At 68.6% G+C, this 23,727-nt stretch carries 21 protein-coding genes and 2 pseudogenes; 10 read left to right on the top strand and 13 right to left on the bottom strand.

What is annotated here, in order from left to right; translation table 11 throughout:
- Positions 1–82 precede the first annotated feature (82 nt).
- Positions 83–581, bottom strand: a pseudogene (locus tag OG623_RS01760) (hemerythrin domain-containing protein); the annotation flags it as partial.
- 670 nt (positions 582–1,251) lie between these two features.
- Between OG623_RS01760 and OG623_RS01765 the strand changes: the two are divergent.
- On the top strand, positions 1,252–2,310 hold the full coding sequence (locus OG623_RS01765; RefSeq protein ID WP_406143621.1) for an aromatic acid exporter family protein: 1,059 nt from the start codon (positions 1,252–1,254) through the stop codon (positions 2,308–2,310).
- 97 nt (positions 2,311–2,407) lie between these two features.
- Here OG623_RS01765 and OG623_RS01770 read toward each other — a convergent pair whose 3' ends face one another.
- From OG623_RS01770 to OG623_RS01805, 8 genes are all read right to left on the bottom strand, one after another.
- Complete coding sequence (locus OG623_RS01770; RefSeq protein ID WP_406143623.1) at positions 2,408–2,806, bottom strand: VOC family protein; 399 nt, start codon at positions 2,804–2,806, stop codon at positions 2,408–2,410.
- Between the two features lie 8 nt (positions 2,807–2,814).
- Positions 2,815–3,096: a hypothetical protein gene (locus tag OG623_RS01775; protein ID WP_406143625.1), complete on the bottom strand. Its 282-nt coding sequence runs from the start codon at positions 3,094–3,096 to the stop codon at positions 2,815–2,817.
- Positions 3,097–3,878: 782 nt separating this feature from the next.
- On the bottom strand, positions 3,879–5,063 hold the full coding sequence (locus tag OG623_RS01780; RefSeq protein ID WP_406143626.1) for an alcohol dehydrogenase catalytic domain-containing protein: 1,185 nt from the start codon (positions 5,061–5,063) through the stop codon (positions 3,879–3,881).
- Between the two features lie 201 nt (positions 5,064–5,264).
- Positions 5,265–5,657 carry a VOC family protein gene (locus OG623_RS01785; protein ID WP_406143627.1) on the bottom strand — a complete coding sequence of 131 codons (393 nt, stop codon included), beginning with the start codon at positions 5,655–5,657 and terminating at the stop codon, positions 5,265–5,267.
- Positions 5,658–5,831: 174 nt separating this feature from the next.
- A complete protein-coding gene (locus OG623_RS01790; RefSeq protein ID WP_406151632.1) occupies positions 5,832–6,812 on the bottom strand; it encodes a TIGR03557 family F420-dependent LLM class oxidoreductase in 981 nt (326 codons plus the stop codon).
- 118 nt (positions 6,813–6,930) lie between these two features.
- The gene (locus OG623_RS01795; RefSeq protein WP_406143628.1) at positions 6,931–7,620 is read right to left on the bottom strand and encodes an HAD family hydrolase; all 690 of its coding nucleotides are present in this window, start codon (positions 7,618–7,620) and stop codon (positions 6,931–6,933) included.
- Complete coding sequence (locus tag OG623_RS01800; RefSeq protein ID WP_406143629.1) at positions 7,620–8,093, bottom strand: DUF5709 domain-containing protein; 474 nt, start codon at positions 8,091–8,093, stop codon at positions 7,620–7,622. The genes OG623_RS01795 and OG623_RS01800 overlap by 1 nt, the downstream gene beginning before the upstream one ends.
- 51 nt (positions 8,094–8,144) lie before the next feature.
- A complete protein-coding gene (locus OG623_RS01805; RefSeq protein ID WP_406143630.1) occupies positions 8,145–8,471 on the bottom strand; it encodes a plasmid stabilization protein in 327 nt (108 codons plus the stop codon).
- Positions 8,472–8,962: 491 nt separating this feature from the next.
- Here OG623_RS01805 and OG623_RS01810 point away from each other — a divergent pair, with 491 nt between their 5' ends.
- Complete coding sequence (locus OG623_RS01810; RefSeq protein ID WP_406151634.1) at positions 8,963–9,697, top strand: Lrp/AsnC family transcriptional regulator; 735 nt, start codon at positions 8,963–8,965, stop codon at positions 9,695–9,697.
- Positions 9,601–10,155: a cupin domain-containing protein gene (locus OG623_RS01815; protein WP_406143632.1), complete on the top strand. Its 555-nt coding sequence runs from the start codon at positions 9,601–9,603 to the stop codon at positions 10,153–10,155. Before OG623_RS01810 ends, OG623_RS01815 begins: the two co-directional genes overlap by 97 nt.
- 62 nt (positions 10,156–10,217) lie before the next feature.
- On the opposite strand, the gene OG623_RS01820 is transcribed toward OG623_RS01815, so the two are convergent.
- Positions 10,218–10,982 carry an SDR family oxidoreductase gene (locus OG623_RS01820; RefSeq protein WP_406143633.1) on the bottom strand — a complete coding sequence of 255 codons (765 nt, stop codon included), beginning with the start codon at positions 10,980–10,982 and terminating at the stop codon, positions 10,218–10,220.
- Between the two features lie 101 nt (positions 10,983–11,083).
- On the opposite strand from OG623_RS01820, the gene OG623_RS01825 reads away from it, so the two are divergent.
- Positions 11,084–11,932, top strand: a complete 849-nt coding sequence (locus tag OG623_RS01825) for a helix-turn-helix transcriptional regulator (RefSeq protein ID WP_406143635.1) — start codon at positions 11,084–11,086, stop codon at positions 11,930–11,932.
- Between the two features lie 57 nt (positions 11,933–11,989).
- Here the strand turns inward: OG623_RS01825 and OG623_RS01830 are convergent, their stop codons facing one another.
- Positions 11,990–12,733, bottom strand: a complete 744-nt coding sequence (locus tag OG623_RS01830) for an SDR family oxidoreductase (RefSeq protein ID WP_406143636.1) — start codon at positions 12,731–12,733, stop codon at positions 11,990–11,992.
- A gap of 188 nt (positions 12,734–12,921) precedes the next feature.
- Here OG623_RS01830 and OG623_RS01835 point away from each other — a divergent pair, with 188 nt between their 5' ends.
- A complete protein-coding gene (locus tag OG623_RS01835) occupies positions 12,922–13,848 on the top strand; it encodes a LysR family transcriptional regulator (protein ID WP_406143638.1) in 927 nt (308 codons plus the stop codon).
- Between the two features lie 202 nt (positions 13,849–14,050).
- Here the strand turns inward: OG623_RS01835 and OG623_RS01840 are convergent, their stop codons facing one another.
- Positions 14,051–14,656 (bottom strand): TetR/AcrR family transcriptional regulator, encoded by a 606-nt coding sequence (locus tag OG623_RS01840; RefSeq protein WP_406143640.1) that lies wholly within the window; start codon positions 14,654–14,656, stop codon positions 14,051–14,053.
- 171 nt (positions 14,657–14,827) lie between these two features.
- On the opposite strand from OG623_RS01840, the gene OG623_RS01845 reads away from it, so the two are divergent.
- The 4 genes from OG623_RS01845 (at position 14,828) to OG623_RS01860 (ending at position 18,723) form a co-directional block, all read left to right on the top strand.
- Entirely contained in the window at positions 14,828–15,886 is a 1,059-nt protein-coding gene (locus tag OG623_RS01845; protein ID WP_406143642.1) for an SMP-30/gluconolactonase/LRE family protein, read from the top strand.
- Positions 15,887–16,095: 209 nt separating this feature from the next.
- Complete coding sequence (locus OG623_RS01850) at positions 16,096–16,716, top strand: GPP34 family phosphoprotein (RefSeq protein WP_406143643.1); 621 nt, start codon at positions 16,096–16,098, stop codon at positions 16,714–16,716.
- 142 nt (positions 16,717–16,858) lie between these two features.
- Positions 16,859–17,419, top strand: a complete 561-nt coding sequence (locus tag OG623_RS01855; RefSeq protein ID WP_406143644.1) for a cysteine hydrolase family protein — start codon at positions 16,859–16,861, stop codon at positions 17,417–17,419.
- A gap of 185 nt (positions 17,420–17,604) precedes the next feature.
- On the top strand, positions 17,605–18,723 hold the full coding sequence (locus OG623_RS01860) for a cytochrome P450 (protein ID WP_406151635.1): 1,119 nt from the start codon (positions 17,605–17,607) through the stop codon (positions 18,721–18,723).
- Between the two features lie 90 nt (positions 18,724–18,813).
- On the opposite strand, the pseudogene OG623_RS01865 reads toward OG623_RS01860, so the two are convergent.
- Positions 18,814–20,040, bottom strand: a pseudogene (locus OG623_RS01865) (glycoside hydrolase family 27 protein); the annotation flags it as partial.
- Positions 20,041–20,679: 639 nt separating this feature from the next.
- Between OG623_RS01865 and OG623_RS01870 the strand changes: the two are divergent.
- Positions 20,680–23,721 carry a TIM-barrel domain-containing protein gene (locus OG623_RS01870; protein ID WP_406143646.1) on the top strand — a complete coding sequence of 1,014 codons (3,042 nt, stop codon included), beginning with the start codon at positions 20,680–20,682 and terminating at the stop codon, positions 23,719–23,721.
- The last annotated feature ends 6 nt before the right edge of the window (positions 23,722–23,727 follow it).

The following is a 23,727-nucleotide window of genomic DNA, read 5'->3' on the forward strand; positions in this document are numbered from 1 at the left end:
GGTGGTGAGGGACAACCTGCCCGCCGGTGTCGCCGAACTGCAGCAGGCTCCCCGCGACCGGCGGCAGCTGGCGGGCCGCCGGGCCCCTGCCCGGAGCCGGATCGGCCAGCCGCTCGGAAAGCCGCGCACCGGCCGAGGCAGACGGGACGCGGAGCCGTTACAGGAAGGCTGTAGTGTCCGGAGCGATGCGGGCGAGTGGGGGCTGTCTTCTTGGCCGTGCGGATCTTGTCGCCCAGCTCGTCCAGGGCTACGGGTGTCCAGGCCGCGGCGAGGAGGGGAAAGAGTCGGCCCTCTTCGTCACGCACGTGTTCGCTGACCTCGAACTTCAGCTTCGCCACCAGGTCATTGAACTGCGGATCTTCTGCGGCCAGGCCCTCCAAGTCCTTGAGGTGCTGTTCCACCTCCGCGTGATCGGAGAGTTCCTTGTCGGCGATTTCGTCACCGCCTTCTACGTGCTCGCGCACCGCGGGGTACAGGTGCATCTCCTCGGCGACGGAGTGGCGCACCAGCTCGATAGTCAGTTCGTCGACTTCGCGATGGTCGGTTGTCAGTTCCGCGATCACGCTCCCGCTGTGGCCCATCAGCAGATCCTCTCCACTCGTGTGGCGTGAGCCGAAGAAGGCTCGCCGTTCCACAGGGGTGCCCCCGAAACCGTTAAGCACGTACAGCTAAATGTCGCCCAGAGGGCGACCTGGCGTAATGGGGGCCCCGAACAGACCAGGCCCGCTGTCCAGTCGGGTGATCGACGGCATGAAGGCGTCCGACCAGATCGACCCGAAGCCCGCAGGCGCGTTCAGCCCTGCTCCGGGCCCGATGCGCCGACCGGGACGTCCGCCGCGAACCGTGCGAACAGCGGCATCGCGATGTCGAGCTGGCCGAGCGGATCAAGGAGATCCATGCGGACACGGGAAGCCAGGCAGATGATCTCCCTGGGGAGCCGCTCCCACTCGGGCACCTTGGAAAGGCCCCCCAACTGGGGGACCGGGCGTGCGTGCCGGAGTTCTTGGGGTACCGGCCTACTCAAAGGTCGGGGCAAGAGCCGGTGACGGCTGTAGTCACCCACGCAGCCGAAGACAGTCACGTCCGTCACGAATCAACTGAATTCACGCCAGAGGGCGATGAAAAGGCCTGATGGAATCGGGCGAGCATGGAGAAGGGAATGGGTTGACAGAAATCGTGAGGCCGACGTGGGCGCGGCGGTGGGTGAGTCAGGAGTGGGCGGAAGTCCGCCGGTCTGTCCGTAGCGCGTGTGTGGGGACTGGGCCGGAGCGGGAGACGCTCGTCCAGTCCCTGAAGGCAGCGGCGGCGGCGATAGCCGCGTGGGCGGTGAGCGGATGGTGGTTCCAGGCGCCGATGGCCCTGCTGGCTCCGTGGACGGCGATCGCGATGGTCGGCAGTACGGTCTACCAGTCGCTGCGTACGGGGATCCAGCAGTTCGCCATCATCGCCCTCGGCACCCTGTGGGCCTCCGCGGCGATGGCCTTCACACGTGACCAGACCATGGTCGCCATGCTGCTCACACTGCCGTTCATGATGCTGCTCGGCAACTACCGCCGCTTCGGAAGCCAGGGTATCTACGGTGCCACCACAGCGCTCTTCGTCATCACCGGTGGTGTGTCCAGCACGTCGACCGTGGGGCACCGGCTCCTCGAGACGCTGATCGGTGCGGTGATCGGGCTTCTGGTCAACGCGTTCGTCCTCCCGCCCGTTCATCTACGCAGTGTTCGTGACCGTCTCGTCCGTCTCGCGCGGGAGACGGCTGATGTACTCGGCACCATGGCGGAAGGACTCGGCGAGGAGGACGGGCTGGAGAAGTCCGAGAGCTGGCATCACTCGGCCGGCGGCCTCACAGTGTCGCTGCAGAACGTGAGCGAGGCCCGCCGCTGGGCCATGGAGGGTTCGCGCTGGAACCCCGGGGGCCGGCTGCGCCGCGCGGAACCAAAGCCCCCGCCGTTCGCCGAGGACACCCGGTGGGGCCGTGTCTGCACGCGAGTCCTGGCCCTCACCCGCACGCTCAAGGGGGTCAACGACGACGAGGAACTCGCCTCGCCGTCGCCGGACTTCTTCCAACACCTGTCCGAGGTGCTGGGCCAGGCCGGTCTCATCTGCGCCATCGAAACCGAACTGCTCTCCGGCTCCGGAACCGGAGCACTGCACGAACGCCGCGACGCAGCGTTCAAGGAAGCCTGGAGCACGCTCGACTCACTCACCGACATCTTCCACCGCCAGGAACCAGCGGCGGCGGCCGTCGGGGGCGAACTGCTACTGGAAACCCGCCGACTGATGACGGAACTCGCGCCCTCTGCCTGAGCCGCGGGCAGCCCGCCTCCCCCGTCACGTGGGGGGGTTCCGGACTGCTCGTTTGACAGACCCACCGGCATTGGCCTAGGCGGGAAGCCGGGTCTTGTCACGGAGCGGACTCTCCACCGCCGCTCGGAGCATGGCTCAGATCCACCACACAAAAGAGGTTGTCATCCGGGTCGGCCAGGACGACGAAGTCAGGCTCCTGCGGATAGAGGCTCCAATCGGCGGTGCGCGCGCCGAGGCCGACCAGTCGTCGGACCTCTCGACGTTGTTCCTCGGCCGTATCCGTGAAGAGATCGAGGTGGAGGCGGGGGCGGGGCTCGGGCGGGGAGGTGCTGTGCATCAGGCCGAGGGCTGGGCCCTTGCCGTCGCGGTGGCTGAGCGTGCGCCACGTTTCGCTGTGCCACTGTGGGGAGGCCTCCAAGTGCAGCGCTGCGGCCCAGAAGGCGGCCGCGCGGGCAACGTCTGTGACTCCCAGGACAGGAATGCCGATTCTCAGCATGGTGAAGCCTACGGTCGTTCGTTGGCTCGGCGGTTGCTTGCGGCTGCGCCCCGATGTGCCGGCCCCTGGTCGTCAGGCTGCCAGGCAGGGGCTGTCGGGCGAGGAGGCGGGCCAGAGAGACGGGTGGCGTTGGCCGCGAGGGTCTTGGTGGTGGAGGCAACGGCTTCGGGCGTCTCGTCCAGGTCCTGGTAGGCGGTGCCCTGCACAGCTTCGCCGGCCCAGTACGCGACCGCTCCGGGGGCGAGGGAGAAGTCGGCGTCGTTGAGTTCCCGGCGCACGGCCGTGCTCACCTTGCGCGCCTGGTCCTCGTTCCGACGACGGCAACGGCGACGACCTTGCCGCAGATGTGCGGGCGGCCCTGGTCGTCGGTCTCGGGAGAGCTCAGCGTTGAAGCGCTCCAGGACCCGCCGACGGACGATCGAGGGGCGGCCGAGCCAGACGGGTGTGGCGACCAGGAGGACGCCCCGCAGCGCCGGCCAGGCAACGCCGCGGCCCGTGTCCCCCGGCCCCGGGCGGACGTCGCGGTCGGTGACCCGGAAGACCTCGCCTCGTACGTCGTGGGCGTGCGAAGTCGGCCAGGACCTGCTTTGGCGAGGTGCCGGCTGAGGAGGCGGCGATGACGGACTTGGGAGCGTCCATGACCTGGCCGCGGTCAGGCGGCGGGGCCCCGAACGTCGCGGAGCACGGCCAGCCGGTAGACGTTGTCGGTGGGCAGGACCTGGAAGCGCAGCCAGCTCGACGGTGTCGAGCGCCCGTTCCAAATAGGCCTTCTCGTGGCAGTAGGCCGCGTCCGGCCAGCTGTCGGCGGGCCACCCCTCATCGACGCCTGGTTCGTCCTTGGGGCCCGGGGAGTAGGAGCCAACGGACGAGACGTGAACGAAGGCCTTGACGTCGCTGCATGCAAGGGCATCGAAGACCCGCCGGAGCCCCGGTGCGTTGCTTTGCCAGGTCACAACCGAGTCGTGGGTGGACGAAAAGCGCCGACCCACGTGCTTGTCGGGATGGCGGCCGTCGTTCTTCATGCCGGTTTTTCCTTCTCACATCGGGCGGTGGCGGCCCCTCTGTCCTCGGGTCAGGGGACGAGGAGGGTTTTGATCATGCCGTCGGCCTTCTTCTGAAACGTCTCGTAAGCCTTCGGGCCCTCCTCCAGTGACAGGTGGTGCGTCGCGAAGGAGTCAACGCCCAGCGGGTCGTCATCGACCAGCAGCGGCAGCAGGTCATCCACCCAGCGCTTGACGTTGGCCTGGCCCATGCGGAGCTGGATCTGCTTGTCGAACATGGTGAGCAGCGGCATCGGGTCGGCGGAGCCGCTGTATACGCCGGAGACGGAGAGTGTGCCGCCGCGGCGCACCAGGTCGATCGCCGCGTGCAGGGCGGTGAGACGGTCGATACCCGCTGTCTCCATCATGCGCTGGGCGATCGCGTCGGGGAGCAGGCCGACCGCGGCGTGAGCCGTCTTGGCCACGGGGGAGCCGTGGGCCTCCATGCCGACGGCGTCGATCACGGCGTCCGTCCCGCGTCCTTCGGTGAGGTCGCGGACGGCGTCGCCGAGGTTCTTGCCGTAGCGGCGCAGGTCAAGGCAGGTGGCGCCGTATCCGCTCACCCGGTCGAGGCGTTCGGGGACCAGGTCCACGCCGATGACGAGGCCGGCGCCCCGGTGCAGGGCGATCCGGGCGGCCATGGCGCCGATCGGGCCGAGGCCGAGCACGGTGACGCTGCCGCCGGGCGGGACAGCCGCGTATTCCACGGCCTGCCAGGCCGTGGGCAGGACATCGGAGAGATAGACGAATCGATCGTCCGAGGGACCGTGCGGGACCTTGATAGGCAGATCGTTACCGAAAGGCACCCGCATGAACTCGGCTTGGCCGCCGGGCATCTGTCCGTACAACTTGGTGTATCCGAACAGGGACGCACCGGTACCGCGCTCCCGCACCTGGGTGGTCTCGCACTGCGAGTGCAGCCCCTGCCCGCACATATAGCAGTGCCCGCAGGAGACGTTGAAGGGGATCACGACCCGGTCCCCCGGAGCGACGGCGGTTACCTCGCGGCCTACTTCCTCGACGATTCCCATGGGTTCGTGGCCCAGAATGTCGCCCGGATCGAGGTAGGGCCCGAGGATCTCGTAGAGGTGAAGGTCGGATCCGCAGATCCCGGTGGACGTGATCTTGACGATGATGTCCGTCGGATCCTGAATTCGCGGGTCCGGGACCGTCTCCACCCGGACATCCCGCTTTCCCTGATAGGTCAGTGCGCGCACGACCCGCTCCCTCCTCCGCGAGTATTTACGAGCGAGTGTGCCGGGTTCCCACCCTGACAATCGCGAAACACGCGGACAGGTCGTGGACCGGAACACGAGCGGCCCCTTCGCGATGACGGAGCCATGCGGAACGGTTCTCTCATCGTGGTCGACATGAGCAACACATATGGCGGAGAACGGACCGCACATGAACGGCAGAGGTCAGACGAGGTAGTGGGCGTGCCCCTGGTTATCAAGGCCAACGGAGCCGGAACTCTCAGGAATGACGCAGAACTCGTTGCCCTCGGGGTCGGCCATCACCAGAAAACCGCCGCTGGCGTAGTCCTCCAGGCGTCGCCCTCCGAGCGCCTCGACCCGCTGCTGCTCGGCAGCCGGGTCAGGGGAAGAGATGTCGAAGTGCATGCGGTTCTTCCCCCGCTTGGGCTCACCGGTCTGTTGGAAGCCCAGACCCAGGCCGTTCTCGCGCCGCAGCCAGACATAAGGGCCGGTACGGTCCACGACAGGCCGGGCGAGCAGCTCGGACCAGAAGGCGGCAAGCCGCTCGGGGCTGGCGGCGTCGACGATGAGGGCGTTGATCTGCGGGGGTGCTTTCATGCCTCGGCCCTTTGTCGCCGGTCGGTCCTGCAGAACACTTTGCGGACGCTGTCTCGAACGTTGGCTTGCCCCGCTCGCCGATCTTGGCTGTTCCGGCGAGCTTGACGCGCGCCGGAGGCTGCGGCAAGAAGACGGGGAACGGGCATCCGCTGCCGGAGCGCCTCATCGCACCTTTCAGGCTCGCGTGTTGTTCGGCCTGAGCTGCCGGACGAGCCCGTCGAGTTCGCGCTGGTAGAAGTCGATGAAGCCATCGGGGTCGGGGCCGGCGTTCTGCATGACCAGCCTGTCGAAGCCCGCGTCGACGTAGCTCTGGGCGACCTCGATGTAGCGTCCGGTGTCCGCTCCGCATGCGAACTTCTCCAGAATGTCGTCCTCGGTAACGGTGGTGGTCGCGGCATCGAAGTTGACCGGATTGGGCAGCTCGCTCATCACTTTCCACCCGGTCAGAGCCCACCGCGACGTCTTGAGCGCGGCGCGCGCGGCGGTATGCGCGTCGGGCGCCCAGGCCATCGGAACCTCGCCGTAACACGGGCCAGTTCCGCCGGCGTCACGGTAGTGCTGGACGATGCTCGGCTTGTCTTCCGTGGCAAAAAGGCCATCGCCCAGTTCGGCGGCGATGCGGGCCGACACAGGACCGCTGGCGGCCACGGCGATCAGAGGCAGCTCGTCGGGGAGGTCGAAGACCCGGGCGTCCTGCAGCCGCAGATACTTTCCCTCATAGGACCGGTAGCCCCCGCTCCACAGCAGCTGGATGATCTCCAGGGCCTCCGTGAGCATTTCGTGCCGGGGATGGACCGCGTCGGGGAATCCGGGACCGACGACGTGTTCGTTCAGCCGCTCTCCCGAGCCGACACCCAGGACAAAGCGGCCTTCCGAGAGCAGGGCGAGCGTCGCTGCTGCCTGAGCGATGATGGCGGGGTGGTAGCGCACGGTGGGGCACGTGACCCCGGTCGCCAGACCGATCCGCGACGTCTTGGCCGCGATGCTTCCCAGCACCGTCCAGGCGAACGGCGAGTGTTCCTGCTTGTCGAGCCAGGGGTGATAGTGGTCGCTGATCTCCACGAAGTCGAATCCCGCCTCCTCGGCGAGGACGGCCTGTCTGACCAGCTGCGCCGGGCCGAACGCTTCCGCTGCCAGCTTGTACCCCACCTGCATGTGATCCTCGTTTCGCACGCGTCATGGCCCCTTTGTCGCACAGACGTACCCCCCTGGTCTCTCTGCCTGGAACGTTCGCGGGAGCTCGGCACGCGGCAGGAGGTGCGAGGTCCGCACGTCAGTCAGGGCCGGGCCCGAAGGGGCTGCCGTCGAGGCGATCGAGCAGATCGGCGACATCCGGGTAGACGGCTACCGCTCCTGCCCGCTCGAGGTCGGCGCGAGGAATACCACCCGACAGGAGAGCCACCGCGGTCACCCCGGCCCGGACCGCCGCCTCCATATCCCAGACCGTGTCACCCACGAACACCGCCTGCCCCGCACTGACGCCGGCCAGTCGGCAGGCCAGCTCGACGGGCTCCGGGGAGGGCTTGCCCCGGCCGACGTCGTCCGAGCTCGCCGTGTCCAGGACAGCCTTGTCCGCGTCCACCGCCCGCCGCAGAGCAGCGAGCTCCGTGCCGCTCGCCGAGGTGGCGAGGACGACCCGCCAGCCGCGTTCGGCCAGGGCGCGAAGCAGGTCACCCGCGCCCCGGAAGGCCGGGAGGCGGTCGAAGTACGTCGCGTAGAGCACCGTATGCGCGGAGCTGATGGCCGCGTCCTGCCCGGGGTCACGGTCGGGCCCCAGCAGACGCTCGATCAGATCACTGGAGCCGAGGCCGACCGACCGGTGGATGGCCGGCATCGGCACGGTGTGCCCGGCCTGCCGGAAGGCTTCCCACCAGGCCACCACGTGGAGGTGATTGGTGTCGGTGAGAGTGCCGTCCACGTCGAAGATCGCCGCTCCTGGCGTGGTCTCTCCCCTCGTCGCCATCAGGCTTCACGCCCCTGGGTGTCCGCCTCGTCCGTGACACGGACGGCCGATTCCTCCGCAGACGCCGCGCCACCGTCGATGCCCACGTCCTTGGCGAAGGCATCGTTCTCCCGCCCGAACGAGTCGTCCGCCGCGCTGAGCCACCCTGCCCGGGGCCGGCGCTCGGCCGCTTCCCAGGGTTCGCCCTCTCCGTCGGCGAGGTCGCCGACGCCGTGACCGTCGGGCGGCTCCACATCGCCGGTTTCCCGGGCGGGCCTCTGATCCAGGGACTCACCGTGGCGCACCTCGGCCTCGGTCGTGCCGAACTTGTTCACGGCCAAGGGGCGCTCGGGAGGGGAGTAGCCCTCTCCCATCCAGTAGTCCAGATCCCGTTCGCCGAGCGTGTCCTCCAGGTCGAGCTCGTCGTTCGGCGGATCACCGGCGTCGTCGTCCTGCGGCTGGAACACATCGTTGCGGCGTGCGTCTGCGGGCATGTCCTGGTTCCTCCTTCGTGCGAAGGGCCGGTGCTCCGGGCCGCCGGCGCGTCAGCGTCCGAGGGCCTTGCGGAGCTGTTCCTTGTTCATGGAGGAGCGCCCGCCGATGTTCTTTTTCCTGGCCTCCGCGTAGAGCTGGTCCCTCGTAGGGCCCTGCGCGCCCTTGTGGGAGCGTTCGCCGCCGCGTTCGTAGGCGGACTTCCTGTCCTGCGTCGACGTCCTGCTCGCCGTCCTCGACTCGCCGGACCGGGCGCGTTGCTTGTTGACGGTCCGGGCCGCGACCTCCTCCGCTCGGCCCTTCGAGGCTCCCTGTTCCTCCTGGCTCTCCTTGATGTGCTCGTACTGCCGCTCACGCTTCTTACTGGATCCAGCCGGCATGACATGCTCCTCCACTTCCCTCTCGTGGGCGTCGGGACCGCAAAACGTCACGGACGCGCAGACGCCTACCGCGTTTCCCGTACGGTTCCCACTAAACAACGCCCACCGCGACAGTGCCCCCGGAGGAAGAATCAAGGAGTGCCGCGCCCCCGCAGCTGACGGGGCGGAGCCAAGGTTTGCGACGCGGGCACCGCCTGCGCGAGTGTGGTGGCCGTCGTCCACCAGCATCGGAGCTGGGCGCATCTGACCGCAGGATGTCGCCGGGATCGAGGTAGGGCCCCAGAACCTCAGGTGCAGGACAGACCGCAGAGACTCGTGGACGTAACCCGCGCGATAGGGTCGCTCGGATTCTTGAGTATGCGGACGCAACCGCAGGGGCCGGCGGGGAGGTTCTCTGCGGAGTACGCACCGCTTCCACAGCGCAAGGCGACCACCTGTTGCTCGAACAGCTCCGCCAGTCGGGACGAGTCACCGCCGTCACGGCTTGCGAGGTGCTCCACCATTTCCGCACGCCCGGCCATGCCGACTGGGAGGGCTCTCCCGGTCAGCTCACTGGCGAGCAGCGCAAGGGGATCCGTGCTGGTGCGCCGCACGCGGACGAACCATGCAGCGGCACCTCTTGGCTAAAGGATGAGGACCGTGCCCTGCTCACAGCGCTCAGTCAGGATGCGAGGCAGTCCTCCACTCGCCTCGCCGCTGCGACGGGACAGGCCGAATCGGCGGTACGACGACGCCTCGAGGCCCTATTGTCCTTCGGTGCGATCCATCTTGACCCAGTCCAGCTGGTCCACCCCATCGGCGCGACGCTGCACCTGGACGTCAGTCCCAGATATCTCCACGACGCCGGAGAAGAACTGGCCCAGCACGAACCAACCACATGCGTCGCCGCTGCCACCGGGCCGACCACGGCAATTGCCGCCAGTACGGTCCACGACCTGTACACCTATGCGCACTCCACACTGGCCGACGTCGAAGGCGTACTGCACATCGAAGCTGGGCCTGCCCGAGGTCCTCGCCCACGAGACCAACCGGCTGCTCAAGGCGTCCCTGTCCGGCGGGGCGGATGCATCATCCGGGGCCGTCTCCCTCGAACCGAACAGGCCCGTCCTTCCCCTGGAGGGGAACAGCAATGCCGAACAGCGGAAAAACCGATATCTCAGAGCTGGTCACCAGCGCCGACACAGCGCAGGGCTACTGGCAGTTGGGCATCCTGTGGACGCCCTTGATCTCCACCGAGCAGGCAAAGGGCCAGTACTCGCTGATGGAGCAGCTCATGCCGGCATCCGCGGGACCACCGCCGCACACCCACGAGCACAGCGACGAGGCGTTCTACATCCTCGACGGGGAAATGATGCTGCAGATTGGCGAGCAGACGGTGGTCGGGCGGGCCGGCCAACTGATCAGGGTTCCGGCCGGCACCACACACGCCTTCGTCGTGCGGAGCGAGACCGCCCGGGTGCTCAACTTCTACGCGCCGGCCGACCTGGACCTACAGGTCTCCATGCTGGCCACACCCGCGTCCGCGGCCGTTCTGCCGGCTGCCGACGCAGAGCACCCACCCACCCCTGAACAACAGCGGGCGTTCACGGAACGGCTTCACGAACTCGCGACGCAGAGAATGGATTCCTCTCCAAACCTACTCGCCGAATACCGCGGTGCACATACACAGGACCGGATGCCCTGAGAGCACGCAGGACGCGGCGGTGGCCCGGTCCGGATGGGCCGGCGGGACCATCGGCGCCGGGTCTACTTCTCCTGGGATGCGGCTCCGTTGAGCGCCTCCACGACCTGGTCGTAGTCACCGCGGGCCTCGCCGTAGCGCAGGAACTTCACGCGCTCGACCTGGATCTCCTTGGCGTCGGGCTGTGACTCGATCAGACCGACGGTCTCCGCGATGAACTCGTCGAGCGGCATGGCGAGTTCGCTGTCCTCCTGTCCGGGCAGCAGCGCCGTGCGGACGGCCGGCGGCTCGAGTTCCACGACCCGCACCGAGGTGTCGGCGAGCTGCAGCCTGATGGACTCGCTGAGCATGTGGATCGCGGCCTTCGACGCGTTGTAGCTCGGCGTGATCTTGAGCGGGGTGAAGGCCAGGCCCGAGGAGACGGTGACGATGGTGGCGTCCGGCTGTGCCCGCAGATGCTCCACGAACGCGGCGATGAGGCGGATCGGGCCGAGCACGTTCGTGATCACCGTGGACTCGGCCGAGGCGAGGAACGAGGCAGGACTACGCCAGTCCTCGGCGCGCATCACACCGGCCATGGTGACCAGGACATTGAGGTCCGGATGGTCGGCCAGCACCCGCTTCGCCGCGGAGTCGATACTCGTGGGGTCCGTGGTGTCGAGCTGCACGGTGTCGATGCCGGGGTGGTCCGCCGCGATCCGCTCCAGCAGTTCGGTGCGTCGGCCACCGACGATGACCGTGTTGCCCCTGGCCTTCAGTTCCAGGGCGAGGGCGAGACCGATGCCACTGGTGGAGCCGGGGATAAAGATGGTGTTTCCGGAGATGTTCATGTTCCGATCGTCACGCTTCCGCGGTCGCGGATGCAGAGACCGGTTATCGGGGGATCGGCGATCCCTGGCTCGCCCGCAGGCACCGGGCGATAATCGGCCGCATGGACCGTGCAGCACTGGCCAACTTCCTGCGCCGCCGCCGTGAGGCGCTTCAGCCGGAGGACGTGGCCCTTCCCTCGGGCGCACGTCGGCGGACCCGGGGTCTGCGGCGTGAGGAGGTCGCGTCGCTCGCCGTGATGTCGACCGACTACTACACGCGGCTGGAGCAGCAGCGCGGCCCGCAACCCAGCGAGCACATGCTGGCCTCACTCGCCCGGGCGCTGCGGCTGACGGGCGACGAGCGCGACTACCTCTTCCGGATCGCCGGCCACAACGCGCCGGCGTCGCTGTCGGCGTCGCAGCACGTCGCCCCCGCGCTGCTCAGGGTGCTGGACCACCTCGACGACACCCCGGCGCTCATCCTGACCGACCTCGGCGAGACGCTGGTGCAGAACAGGATGGCCACCGCCCTGTTCGGGGACACACCGGCGTACACGGGTCACGCCCGCAGCGCGATCTACCGCTGGTTCACCGATCCCGCGGAGCGGTCGATCTATCCCGAGGCCGACCGGGACCGGCAGAGCCGCGCCCAGGTCGCGAACCTGCGAGCCGCCCATGGGTTGCGCGGCCCGCGGTCGCAGGCCGGCGAGCTCGTGCGGGACCTGCGGAAAGCGAGCAGGGAGTTCGCCGAGCTGTGGTCCCGGCACGAGGTGGCGCAGCGGTTCGAGGACCACAAGACCCTCATCCACCCCGAACTCGGCCCGATCGAACTGGACTGCCAGGCACTGTTCACCGAGGACCAGTCACAGACCCTGCTCGTACTCACCGCTCCGCCGCGGACGGAGGGCTACGAGAAGCTGCGGTTGCTCGCCGTGCTCGGTCTCAACCGGTTCACATCGGCAGAGCATTAGGGCGGCGGGGCGGCAGGGCGTGTTCCCATGCCGCCCTGCCCGCTCGGCTTCGGGTCGTCAGAGCTGGGAGCCGCCGCCGTCGACCGCCAGCTCGGCGCCGTTGGTGTAGGTGGCGTCGAAGGCGAGGAACGCCACCGCCCTGGCGACCTCGGCGGGCGTGCCCATACGCAGCATGGGGTTGTCGGCGGCCATCTGCGCCTTGGTCTGCTCGGCCGCCTCCACGGGCATCGACTTCTCCAGAATTCCGGAATCGATCGGTCCGGGGCTGACCGCGTTGACGCGGATCCCGCGCGGGAGCAGCTCCCTGGCCAGGCTGCGGGTCATCGAGCGTACGGCCGCCTTGCCGGCCGCGTACGCACTGAGCATCGGGATTCCCAGCACGTTCGCCACCGAGGTGGTGAGCACCACGGAGCTGCCCTCCGTCAGCAGCGGAGCGAGCTTCTGCACCGTGAAGTAGGGGCCCTTGGCGTTGAGGGCCAGCAGCTGGTCGAAGAGTTCCTCTCCGGTCGCCTCGAACGGTGCGAAGCCGTTGACTCCCGCGTTGGCGAACAGGGCGTCGACCGTGCCGAATTCGGCCTTCACACGGTCGGCCAGCGCCTCGATGTCGGGCAGCGATCCGGCGTCGCTGCGGACCGCGATCGCGCGCTCGCCGAGCCGGTCGCGAGCGGAGTCCAGGGCAGCCTGGTTGCGCCCGGTGAGGAGCACACGTGCCCCTTCGTCGACGAACAGCTGCGCGGTGGCCAGGCCGAGGCCGCTGCTGCCTCCGGTGATCACCACGTGCTTGCCTTCGTACGTGCCCATGTCGAACACACTCCATCGGTGGAAAGGGGTAAGGGATGAGGTCCGTGCGGTCGAACCGCCCGGATGTCATCGAGTCAACAGCCGTCCCGAAGCTGCGTCCAAGACCCGTTTCGCACCCCGTCATGCGGTAACTGCATGACGGACAGCACGGCAGCCGGGGATGAGCGGGCAGCCCTTAGGCTGCCGGTATGCGCGAAGACACTCCGTCCCCCACGGTGCATCGCCCGGTACCCGACCTGGATCTGAGGCTGGTCCGGTACTTCACGGTCATCTCCGAACACCTCAACTTCGCCCGTGCTGCCGCCGCCCTGCACGTGGCCCAGCCCTCCCTGAGCCGTCAGATGCAGCGGCTCGAGGACGCCCTCGGTGTACGTCTGCTGGATCGCACCAGCCAGGGCAGCCGGCTCACCGCGGCCGGCGCCGCCTTCCTGCCGCAGGCGCGGGCTCTCCTGCACGCGGCCGACCGGGCGGTACTCGCCGCACAGGCCGCGGTACCGGCTCGTACGATCACCGTCGGATACGTCGAGGACCTTGTCGTCACCGCCGCCGTGCAGGACCTGCGCCGCCGTCACCCCGACGCCCACGTCCGAACGCGTCACCTGGACTGGGACGAGGCCGGTGCCCTGCCCGATCGTCAGGTCGACGCGCTCATCATCCGCACGCCGCTCCCCATTCCGAGCGACGGCCTGGACGTGACCGTCCTCTACGACGAACCCCGGGCGCTCCTCGTGCCCGCGCTCCACCGCCTCGCCGGCAAGGAGTCGGTCACCCCGGACGACTTCGCCGACGAACCACTCGTGGCCTGTGCGGGGATGGCCGAGCTCTGGACCGGCTTCTGGCGGCTCGAACCCCGCCCGGACGGCAACCCCGCTCCGCTCGGCCCCATGCTCGCCGACACCTTCGAGGACAAGCTCGAAGTGGTCGCCGACGGCCGTGCCATCGCCCTCGTGCCGGCCGACGACCGGCGCTGCGCACTCCGCGACGACCTGGTCACCATCCCGGTCGAGGGGGTCGAGCCCTGCCAGGTGGTGGTCGCCACCCGCTCCGCGGACGCCAACCCGCTCGTCGCGCACTTCCGTGAATCCGCGAAGAACCTGCTCGTGCGCGAGGCCTGAGGCGCCGGTCGGTCCTGGGAATTCTGAGGTGCCGATCGCTCCGGCAAAGCCTGAGCGCCGGTTCGGTCCGCGAAGGCGGCCACGTGCTGTACGCCCGTTCGTACATGAGGAGCCGCCGACCGGCCTCACTGTCGGGGAGTTCGTGTCCCGGGTCTGGGTCCAGCAGGCGACAGGTGTGCCCGTAACGGCGGGCCTACCGCGTTCAGGGCCGCGGGGTGAGGGCGTCCTCCAACGCTGCCCGCGCGCCGCGCAGAGCGAGACGGAGCTGGTCCGGTGTCCGGCGGATCTGGGCCAGCAGGAGGCCGCCCTGGATGGCGGCCATGGTGAGGTCGGCCAGCTCCGTCACATCGGTGTCCTGGCTCAGTTCACCGGACTCCTGCATCCGGTGCAGGCCCGCGATGAGGGGGGCCTCCCAGCGCGCGAAGGCGTCCACGAAGGCCTGTCGGGTGAGTTCGTCCCGGCCGCCGAGCTGGCTGGCCAACGAGCCGATCGCGCAGCCGCCGACCGCGTCCTGACGTGTCCCGTTGGCCACGATCGCGTCGAACCACCGGTCGATGCCGGCCAGCGAGTCGACATCCAGGAGCAGCGGTTCCTGCGCGGCCAACACCGTGTCCACGGTGGAATGGACCACCGAGCGGATGAGGTCGTCCCGGTCGTCGAAGTAGTGGTAGAGCTGGCTGCGGCCGACCCCCGCGGCGCGTTCGACGTCGTCCAGCGTCACCGCTGCGACGCCTCGCCGCTGGATGAGGTCTGCCGCCGAATCAAGGATGCGCGCCCGGGTCGCGCGACCCCGCGTGGTGGTCGGCATGTTCCCCAAGAAGCCTCCTCCGCCTTCTGTATTTCACAGTACAGAGGCTCTGTACTTGCTGATACAGTCTGCCGCAGATTTTCTGTACTGGGCGATACAGTCCAGTGGAAGGACGACCTGGCGCCCCCTCCTGTCCGGGGCCCTCCTCTGCGCACGGCCGAAAGGAATCCCGTGTTCCCTCAACGACCCACCGGGCTGCGGCGGCGCGCCGCCATGCTCGGCCTCACCACGTTGCTCGCCGCCGCGGTCCCGGCGGCCCTCACGGCGCCGGCTCAGGCCCGGGATCAGGCTGCGGCCGTCGCCCCTCCCGACACCACAGCGACGCAAGCCGATCCCGTCGCCTCCCCCACCGCCGGCGCCCACCTGGGCGACGTACGCGTCCTCGCCCACTTCGACCGGGCCGCGGGCCAGGTCGCCGAGAGCATGGCCCTGGAGCCCGATGGCAGCGTGATCGTCGGCATGATCCCCGCCCGCCAGGTGGTGCGGGTGGCGCCGGACGGGGCCGTCCAGGTGCTGGCCACCATGCCGCTGCCCCCGGACGGCGGCACCAGCACCCCGGTCGTCGGGAGTGCACAGGTCACCGGGGTGGCCCGGTCCGACAGCGGCGGCGTGTACTTCCTCTACCCCTCGGGGCAGGGCGGGCTGAACGGAATCTGGCAGCTCAGCCCCTCCGGTGAGACCCGGCTCGTCGTACCGCTGCCTGCCGACACCTTCCCGAACGCACTGGCCATCGACAGCGAGCGGGCCCGCTTCCTGGTCACCGACTCCGCCGGTGGGCGCATCTGGCAGGCACCGCTGCGCGGCGGTGCGGCGTCCGTATGGTCGGCGGACCCGGCCCTGGCGCCCGACGGCTTCTTCGGGGCCAACGGCATGAAGATCCATGACGGCGCCGTGTGGGCGAGCAACTCCGACCGCGGCACCGTCGTCCGCATCCCACTCATCAGGAACGGCGGCTCCGGCGGCGCCGAGATACGGGCCACGGGACTGGCGGGAATCGACGACTTCGACTTCACCGGCCGCGGCACCGAGATCCTCGCCGCGATCAACGAGAGCAGCAAGGTCGTGCGGGTGGGTGCGGACGGCGCCCACGAGACCCTGCTGGACTCCGAGGACGGGCTGCAAGGGACCACGGGCGTCACCGTTCGAGGGCATCGGGTCCATGTGACCAACGGCGCCAACCTGGCCGGAGACGATCCGACCCTGATGCTCGCGGACCTTCACCGGCGCTGACACACCCCGCTCGGGCTCGTCCGGACGCCCGGCCGGGTGACGCCGCGCCCACCGTCGAGCCTGTGCCCGGCCGGGTGGACGGGGCGATACTGGTCGTGACAGTCGCCCCGCCGCCGGGCCGGCATCGGGCGTGACGGGCCGGCATCGGGCGTGCCGGGCCGGCAGGGACCAGTGATCACACCTGTCGATGTTTCCGAGGGGAGCCGTTCATGACCACGGCGAAGGACCTGTTCATCATCGCCATGGACCCGGAGCGTTCCGTGGGACAGGGTGACCTGTCGCTCGCGCTCGCGGGAGCCGAGCTGATCGATCTGATCGGCGCGGGGGCGGTTGACCTGGACGGCGACCGCATCGTGCCGGGTGCAGCGGCGACGCCCGACGATCGGCTCATGCGCGAGGCCGCGTCAGGGCTGACCCGGCAGGCACCCTACGAGCGCATCGACGACTGGCTCTGGCGCCGGGGTACGGACCTCTCGTCCACGTATCAGGCCGCCCTGGAGCAGGACGGCGAGCTGACGCGGAAGCGAAGCGGCCGCTCGCCCTTCGGCTCCGAGCGCATGGAACCGGTCGATACACCCGCGCACCGCTCGGCTGTCGACCGTGGCAAGGAGGAACCCGTCCTGGCTGCTCTCGCCTCGGTCATGGGCATCGACGGCGAACGGTCCGACGGTGCCGATGACGCAGATGACGATGTCGAACCCGGCCTCGATGACGAGGCGGTGACGACCGTGGTGGCCGCGGTGCACGACGCGGTGATGGAGCTTGAGGCGGTACGGCAGCGGCGGTCCATCGAGAAGGCGGCCTTCGCCAACGTCTGGCGCGGGCCGTGAGCCCGGCCGGGGCAACGGCCCGAGGCTCCTTCCGGGCCGGGGCAACGGCCCGAGGCTCCTTCCGCCCCGTTGTCAGTGGGTGGGTCTAGCGTTCGTGGTGACAGGGTCCATCGGGGGTCCATCGCGAGCACAAGGGGAGACCGTGACCACACTCGAGAACCGGCCGAACACCGCACTCCTCGTCGTCGATGTACAGAAGGACGTCGTCGAGGGGGCCCACGAGCGCGACTCGGTCGTCGCGAACATCGGCAGCCTTGTCGAGAGAGCACGACGGGAAGGCGTGCCGGTCGTCTGGGTCCAGCACTCGGACGAGGGGCTCGCGCACGGCAGCGACGGCTGGCGGATCGTTCCTGAGCTGACTCCGGGCGACACCGAGACGCTCGTCGAGAAGAACTACGGCGACTCCTTCGAGGACACCGACCTCGAGACCGTACTGTCGGGCCTGGGAGTCGGGCGACTCGTCATCGCCGGAGCCGAGACCGATGCGTGCATCCGCTCGACCCTGCACGGCGCCTTCACCAGGGGGTACGACGCCACTCTGGTCAGCGATGCCCATACTGCGGGCGACAAGTCGGCATGGGGCGCACCGCCGGTGGAGCAGGTCATCGCGCACACCAACCTGTACTGGTCCCACCAGGCGGCGCCGGGGCGGACAGCCGGGGTGGACGCGACCAAGGAGGTCACATTCGGCGCCGCGTCCTGACGTCGGTGTGACCGGTACGCTGCGTCCGGTGCGACTCGGACGCGGCGTCCGGTGTGACGTGGACGCCGCGCGGGTACGGCGTGTCGCAGATGACGGCCTGCCACCCACAGTTGGAGCCTGACACGGTGAACGACGCCTCCAAGGAGGGCCCTACGGCCCGCGATCCCTATCCCGCGTACGCGGCCATGCGCTCCGAATGCCCCGTACAGGCCCTGGCTTCCAGTTCCGGCGGGCGCCACAGCTATCTGGTCACCGGATATGCGGAAGCCCGGCAGGCTCTCAACGACGGGCGGCTTTCCAAGGACACCGCCGCGTTCTTCGCCGGCAAGGACTCCAAGCGCCGGCTGCACCCCGCCGTCGCGCACACCATGCTGGCCTGTGACCCGCCCCAGCACACCCGGCTCCGCAAGCTGGTCACCGGTGCGTTCACGAGCGCCGCCGTCGCCGGGCTCCGTCCTTTCATCACGCGGCTGACCGGCGAACTGCTGGACCGGTGGCCGGCCGGCGGTCCGGTCGATCTCGTGGCCGGCCTCGCTGTTCCTCTGCCGGTCATGGTGATCTGCGAACTACTGGGTGTCCCCCAGGACGACCGGTCCCGGGTTCAGGGCTGGTCGGCCGCATTGTTCGCCGCCGGGGAGCCCGCCCGCACCGACGCCGCCTCGGGCGCCGTCGCTGAGTACATGACCGGGCTCATCGCGTCGAAGCGGCTGCACCCGGGCGATTCGCTCCTGGACCGTCTCATCTCGGCGAGCGGCGGCGAAGACCGCCTCAGCGAGGAGGAGTTGGTCTCCCTGGCCGTGCTGCTGCTCGTCGCCGGCCACGAGACCACGACCCACTTCCTGGGCAACGCCCTGCTGGCCCTGCTCCGGCATCCGGTCGAGCTGGAGCGCCTGCGCGACAACCCGGAGACCGTCCCGCACGCGCTGGACGAACTGCTGCGCTTCGACGCACCGGTCAGCACCTCCACCTTCCGGTTCACCACGGAGGCCATCACCCTGGGCGGGGCCGAGATCCCGGCGGGCGTCCCGGTCCTCGTCGCCCTCGGAGCGGCCAACCGCGACCCGCAACGCTTCCCGGCTCCGGACCGACTCGACCTGGACCGGGACGCGATCGGTCATCTCAGCTTCGGCCACGGCATCCACCGCTGCGTCGGCGCGCCCCTCGCGAAAGCCGAGGCCGACATCGCCCTTCGCGCGATCCTGGCCCGCTTCCCCGACATCCGGCTCGCCGTACCGGTGGACCAGCTGGAATGGCGCAGGACCCGGCTCGTCCGCGGGCTGGACTCTCTTCCCGTCCTGCTCTGAGCATCCGCCACCACGCCGGACCGCCGCCATCACGCCGGGCCGGCTCCATCACGCCGGACCGGCGCGACGGCTTCGGCGCGGGCGTGGTCAGTCGGCCGTGACCTTCAGGAGCACCGTGCCATGCGCAGGCACCGTCGCTTCGAGCGTGCCCGAACTTGTCCCGTCCTCCTGCTGCCACAGGTCCCGAGTCCGGTACGTATCAGCGTCAGGCACTCCCACCTCGTCGGCCGTCGTGCTGATGGTCTGCTCGTCGTCGCTCTCGTTGAACAGGGCCACCGCTCGGCTGCCGTCGGCGAGTTCCTTGCTGATGACCCAACGGCCGTCCTCCTCCGACACGACTTCGCCCTGCCGGCCGAGCGAGTCCTGGTCCACGGTGATGACCTCCTTGTTCTCGAGGATCTCCATCGTGGCGTCATCCGCCTCACGCAGGTCGGTTCCGATCAGCAGCGGGGCCGCCATGATCGACCAGAGCGAGAAGTGGGAGCGGTATTCGATGTCGGACATTCCTCCGTTGCCGACCTCCAGCATGTCGGGGTCGTTCCAGTGCCCGGGCTTGGCGTACTCGGCGAGGGGAAGGTTCTCCTTGAGATTCTCGGTCATCTTCTCCCAGGTGTCGTTGATGTCCCCCGTGGTCCGCCAGAGCTCGGCCATGTCGGGGGCCCACTTCCACGGCTGGTTCGACCCCCACTCACAGATGCTGTAGACGATGTCCCGTCCGGTCGCGTCGAGAGCGTCGCGCATGGTGGCGTACCGCTCCTGGGCGGGCCGGCCCTCGTTGTTGCAGTTGTCGTACTTCAGGTAGTCGACGCCCCAGTCGGCGAACTGCTGCGCATCGCTCTCCTCATGGTCGAGGGCGCCGGGTATCCCGACGTCGTCGCAGGTCCGGGTTCCCGCACTGGTGTAGATGCCGAGCTTGAGGCCCCTCTCGTGCACATAGTCGGCGACGGCTTTGATCCCTTCCGGGAACCGCTCCTTGTGCGGGACGAGCTTGCCGTCGTCGCCACGCTCGGGCTCGGCCCAGCAGTCGTCGAGGTTGATGTACTCGTACCCGGCGTCCTTGAGACCTCTCTCCACGAAGATGTCAGCCGTCTCCTTGACCATCTCCTCGTTGAACTCCGGTCCGCACCCTGTGGTGTTCCAGTTGTTGAATCCCATCGGCGGGGTGGGCGCGAGCCCCTCGCCAGGGGCCTGCCCGACCACGGGCGCGGCCTGGACCGCGGCCGCCGGGGCGGCGAATCCGGCGGTACAGAGCAGCCCGGCGGTGGTGATGCCGAGCAACCTCCGGCGGGCGGTGCGCTTTTGTGGACGATGCATCATCGCGTTCCTCCATCCTGTGTCGGCCCATCATCAAAGACGTACGGCAAAGCACTGACTGAACCATCCAGGGGCCGATGGAGCCCGCGGATGGCAGGAGGGGTGGGTGGTGGGTCCCATCTCGCTTCGCTGGCGCGAGGCACAACTGAGCTGCTGCGAGCGGTAGTTGACTGTCCTTCACCTGCACCCGACGGTCTTGGAGGCGCTCTTCGGTCGATGAAGTGACGTTGACCAGTGTGCTGTTGTGTTTCTTTTCGAGTCAAGACCCAAGATAAAGAAACAGTTCGACACACGCTCGACCCGAGCAACAACCCGCAGGCCGGACGCCTTTCACCCATGGAGAGAGGCACGAGCATTCATTCACATGAACGAACCGGCGAGACTCAGGCCGGTCCCGGTGACACCTTTCTGGAACGCGCACCAGGGTTGACCCCTGAATAGCTCTGGACCTAGCGTCATCATCTACACCAGTTCATATTGCAGTCCCTTGTTCATATACCTGACCAGCGCCGCGCACGTTCCGCCCTGGCGCGGCAGTCACCAGGGCGCCCCTGGGCCGCTTGTTCGACGACCCCTTTCCCGGCTCCCCGAATGCGCAAGGACGTTGCTCCGTTCCTCATGGCCCCACGCATTGGAGACACCATGAAACGCCAACAGATCAAGCGCAGAACCCTGCTCTCGACGGCCGCCGGCGTACTGGTGGCTGGCGCCGTCACCGCCGTACCCCGACGCGCACTCGCGGCGGAGGACGAACAGGAACAACTCGCCGACTACGACACACACTCCACCGAGGAGCACAGCACCACCGTCACCAGTGCGACCGGACAGCAACTGCGTCTCACGGCGTACGGGGACCACATGGTCAGGGTGTCCGCGACCCGCGCCGGGGAGAGCTTCTTCTCCGACACCCGCTACGAGATGGTGCGACCCGAGAACCACACCGCGCTGCGCGGCAGCCTGAGCGTCACGGACAGGGGGGACGTCCTCGAGTTCAGGACCGCCGCGGACGACGGGCTGCGCATCGTCCTGCACAAGACCCCGCTACGGCTGGAGTTCTTCGCCCGGGACACCGGCACCCTGCTGGCCAAGGAGGACGCCACCCACGGCATCACCTGGAGCGGCTCGGATCACTCCATCGCCACCGAGTCCTTCGTACCGCCGTCCTCCGAGGAGCGCTTCCTCAAGGCGGGGCACGGCGTACTGGGCCGCGTACCGCGCCTCGACCGTACGGGCGACACGGTCTCCCACAACTACGCCGACGCGGACGCCGCCGCCGACAACCCCAACAACCAGGCACCGGGAATCGTGCCGTTCTGCCTCTCCAGCAAGGGTTACGGGGTCTTCTTCAACACCACGTTCGACACGACCTTCAGCTTCGGCGGAGACAACGGGTACACGTTCTCCGCCGACGCGCACGATGCAGCCGGTGAACGCCCCCAGATGGACTACTTCCTGATCAACGGCCCCCGGTTCTCGCAGCTCATCGACCGCTACACAGAGCTCACCGGACGCCCGCGACTGCCTCAGCTGTCCATCTTCGGGCTCCATATGTCCGACAAGAGCTTCGCCGACGTCAGTGATCAGAACTGGTGGCGCGAGAAGATCACCCAGCACCGCGCCGCGGGCTTCCCCTTCGATCACCAGGTCAACGACAACCGCTGGCGCGCCGGTTCCGGCTCCTGGTCGGGGTCTTGGTTCGAGTTCAGCCCCGATCGTTGGCCCGACCCCGCCGGGTATCAGAAGTGGGCCGCCGACAGCGGTGTCACCGTGACCCTGGACTACAACCGCAACAACACCAATGAGATGGCGGACTGGGTCGGCGGCCCACCGCCCGGCTACAGCTTCGATGAGGCCGATCTCGAGAACGTCAAGGAGAGCAACGCCGTCCCCGACTGGAGCAACCCGGACGCCCGCGCCTGGGTGTGGAAGGTCTTCTGGGACAAGGCCCTCGACCCGGGCCTCGGGTTTCCCGGCGACGGGCTGTGGATCGACGAGACCGACGACCTCGGCGCGATCCCGTACACGGCGCGTACGGCCGACGGACGTACCTGGGCCGAGGACCGCAACGCCTACTTCCTCAATCTGCACAAGGGGGTCGGGGAGGAGGGCTGGGACCCCGACGGGGACGGGCACATCGGATCCGCCAAGCGGCCATGGACCTGGAGTCGCGGTGCCACCGCCGGCCAGCAGCGCTACGGGCACTACTGGACGGGCGACATCCGCCAGACCTACGACGAGATGCGGTCCCAGATCCGGGGCATGCAGACGGCCGGCCTCGGAGGCTTCCCCTTCGCCAACATCGACGGCGGTGGCTTCGGTGAGGGCGGCACCGTGTCCGACGCCTACTACCGCAACTGGCCCGTCGCCTGGTCCAGCCTGTCCCCGATCTGGCGCCCCCACACGACCGCGTCGACCAAGGACCACGGCAAGAAGGCATCGCGCTGGCCGCTCGACCAGAGCGCGCAGGCCCAGGCGGACTTCGCCAAGTACGGTCAGCTGCGGTACAGCCTGATGCCGTACATCTACACACTCGCCCATCAGGCCGCCGCCACCGGCATGCCCATGGCGAGGGCCATGGTGATCGACTACCAGGACCGGTCCCAGGCCTACAACCACGACCTGCAGTATCTGTGGGGCCCTTCGCTCCTCGTCGCCCCGTTGACCTCCGACGGGGGCGACGTCCAGAACATCTGGCTGCCCGCGGGAAGCGACTGGTACGACTTCTGGACGGACACCACGCACACCGGGTCCGACGCCCAGGACCTCGCCTACAGCACCCGTACTGGTGAGGCACCGTTGTTCGTCAGGGCCGGGGCGATTCTGCCCAGGTACCCGTACGCGCAGAGCACCGCCTACCTCACCAAGCGGCAGCTCGAGGCGGACGTCTACACAGGGGCCGACGGTGTCTTCGAGCTCGTCGAGGACGACGGGCTGACCGAGGCGTACCTGACCGGGTCGGGGACGAGCGTCACCCGCCTCACCTTCACCGATGCCTCCACCCGCGTCGTCATCGCACAGCCCGAAGGGACCTACGAGGGAGCGCCCGACGCACGCCGTTACCTCATCCGCTTCCACGGCCTGGACAGCCCGGTGGGCATGGGGGTCGACGGCGGCGCCACCCTGCCCGCCTTCACCAGTGAGGCGGCCGCTCTCCTCAGCGAGCAGGGCACCGGCTGTGTCTGGGACGCGGAGGCGAAGGTCCTCAGTGTCATCACCTCGGAGCTTCCCGTGACCGGGGGTGGTGGCGATGGGGCCACGGTCGAACCCAGCGGTGATCCCTTCCCCGAGGTCGGCGGCGGCACGGTGTACCAGGCCGAGAGCGCACGGCTCGACAGCGCCTTCGTCATCGACACCCGCCACCCCGGCTACACGGGATCCGGATACGCCGACTTCACCGGAACATCCGCCGAAGGGTCCACCCTCGCGTGGACGGTCACCGTCGCCACAGCCGGGACCAGGGACGTCCTCGTGCGCTATGCCAACGGAGGTGACACGGACCGACCCCTGGTCATCGATGTCGACGGCACGAAACGCGCCACCCTCGCCATGCCGCCCACAGGCGGCTGGGACACCTGGGCGACGACCTCGTTCAGCGCTGACCTCCCGCAGGGTGACGGCGTCTCCGTACGTGCGACCCTCTCTCAGCCCGGCAGCGCCAACATCGACAGCCTGACCCTGCTGTAGCCGACG

Source organism: Streptomyces sp. NBC_01012, from assembly GCF_045162755.1.
Lineage (GTDB): Bacteria > Actinomycetota > Actinomycetes > Streptomycetales > Streptomycetaceae > Streptomyces.

Excerpts from the sequence above, each read along its gene's own strand:
- OG623_RS01850 (WP_406143643.1), top strand. The coding sequence starts at position 16,096 with ATGACCACGGCGAAGGACCTGTTCATCATCGCCATGGACCCGGAGCGT.
- OG623_RS01790 (WP_406151632.1), bottom strand. The coding sequence starts at position 6,812 with ATGCAGGTGGGGTACAAGCTGGCAGCGGAAGCGTTCGGCCCGGCGCAG.
- OG623_RS01785 (WP_406143627.1), bottom strand. The coding sequence starts at position 5,657 with ATGAAAGCACCCCCGCAGATCAACGCCCTCATCGTCGACGCCGCCAGC.
- OG623_RS01825 (WP_406143635.1), top strand. The coding sequence starts at position 11,084 with ATGGACCGTGCAGCACTGGCCAACTTCCTGCGCCGCCGCCGTGAGGCG.
- OG623_RS01800 (WP_406143629.1), bottom strand. The coding sequence starts at position 8,093 with ATGCCCGCAGACGCACGCCGCAACGATGTGTTCCAGCCGCAGGACGAC.
- OG623_RS01770 (WP_406143623.1), bottom strand. The coding sequence starts at position 2,806 with ATGCTGAGAATCGGCATTCCTGTCCTGGGAGTCACAGACGTTGCCCGC.
- OG623_RS01835 (WP_406143638.1), top strand. The coding sequence starts at position 12,922 with ATGCGCGAAGACACTCCGTCCCCCACGGTGCATCGCCCGGTACCCGAC.
- OG623_RS01830 (WP_406143636.1), bottom strand. The coding sequence starts at position 12,733 with ATGGGCACGTACGAAGGCAAGCACGTGGTGATCACCGGAGGCAGCAGC.
- OG623_RS01870 (WP_406143646.1), top strand. The coding sequence starts at position 20,680 with ATGAAACGCCAACAGATCAAGCGCAGAACCCTGCTCTCGACGGCCGCC.
- OG623_RS01805 (WP_406143630.1), bottom strand. The coding sequence starts at position 8,471 with ATGCCGGCTGGATCCAGTAAGAAGCGTGAGCGGCAGTACGAGCACATC.
- OG623_RS01820 (WP_406143633.1), bottom strand. The coding sequence starts at position 10,982 with ATGAACATCTCCGGAAACACCATCTTTATCCCCGGCTCCACCAGTGGC.
- OG623_RS01840 (WP_406143640.1), bottom strand. The coding sequence starts at position 14,656 with ATGCCGACCACCACGCGGGGTCGCGCGACCCGGGCGCGCATCCTTGAT.
- OG623_RS01860 (WP_406151635.1), top strand. The coding sequence starts at position 17,605 with ATGCGCTCCGAATGCCCCGTACAGGCCCTGGCTTCCAGTTCCGGCGGG.
- OG623_RS01795 (WP_406143628.1), bottom strand. The coding sequence starts at position 7,620 with ATGGCGACGAGGGGAGAGACCACGCCAGGAGCGGCGATCTTCGACGTG.
- OG623_RS01815 (WP_406143632.1), top strand. The coding sequence starts at position 9,601 with ATGCCGAACAGCGGAAAAACCGATATCTCAGAGCTGGTCACCAGCGCC.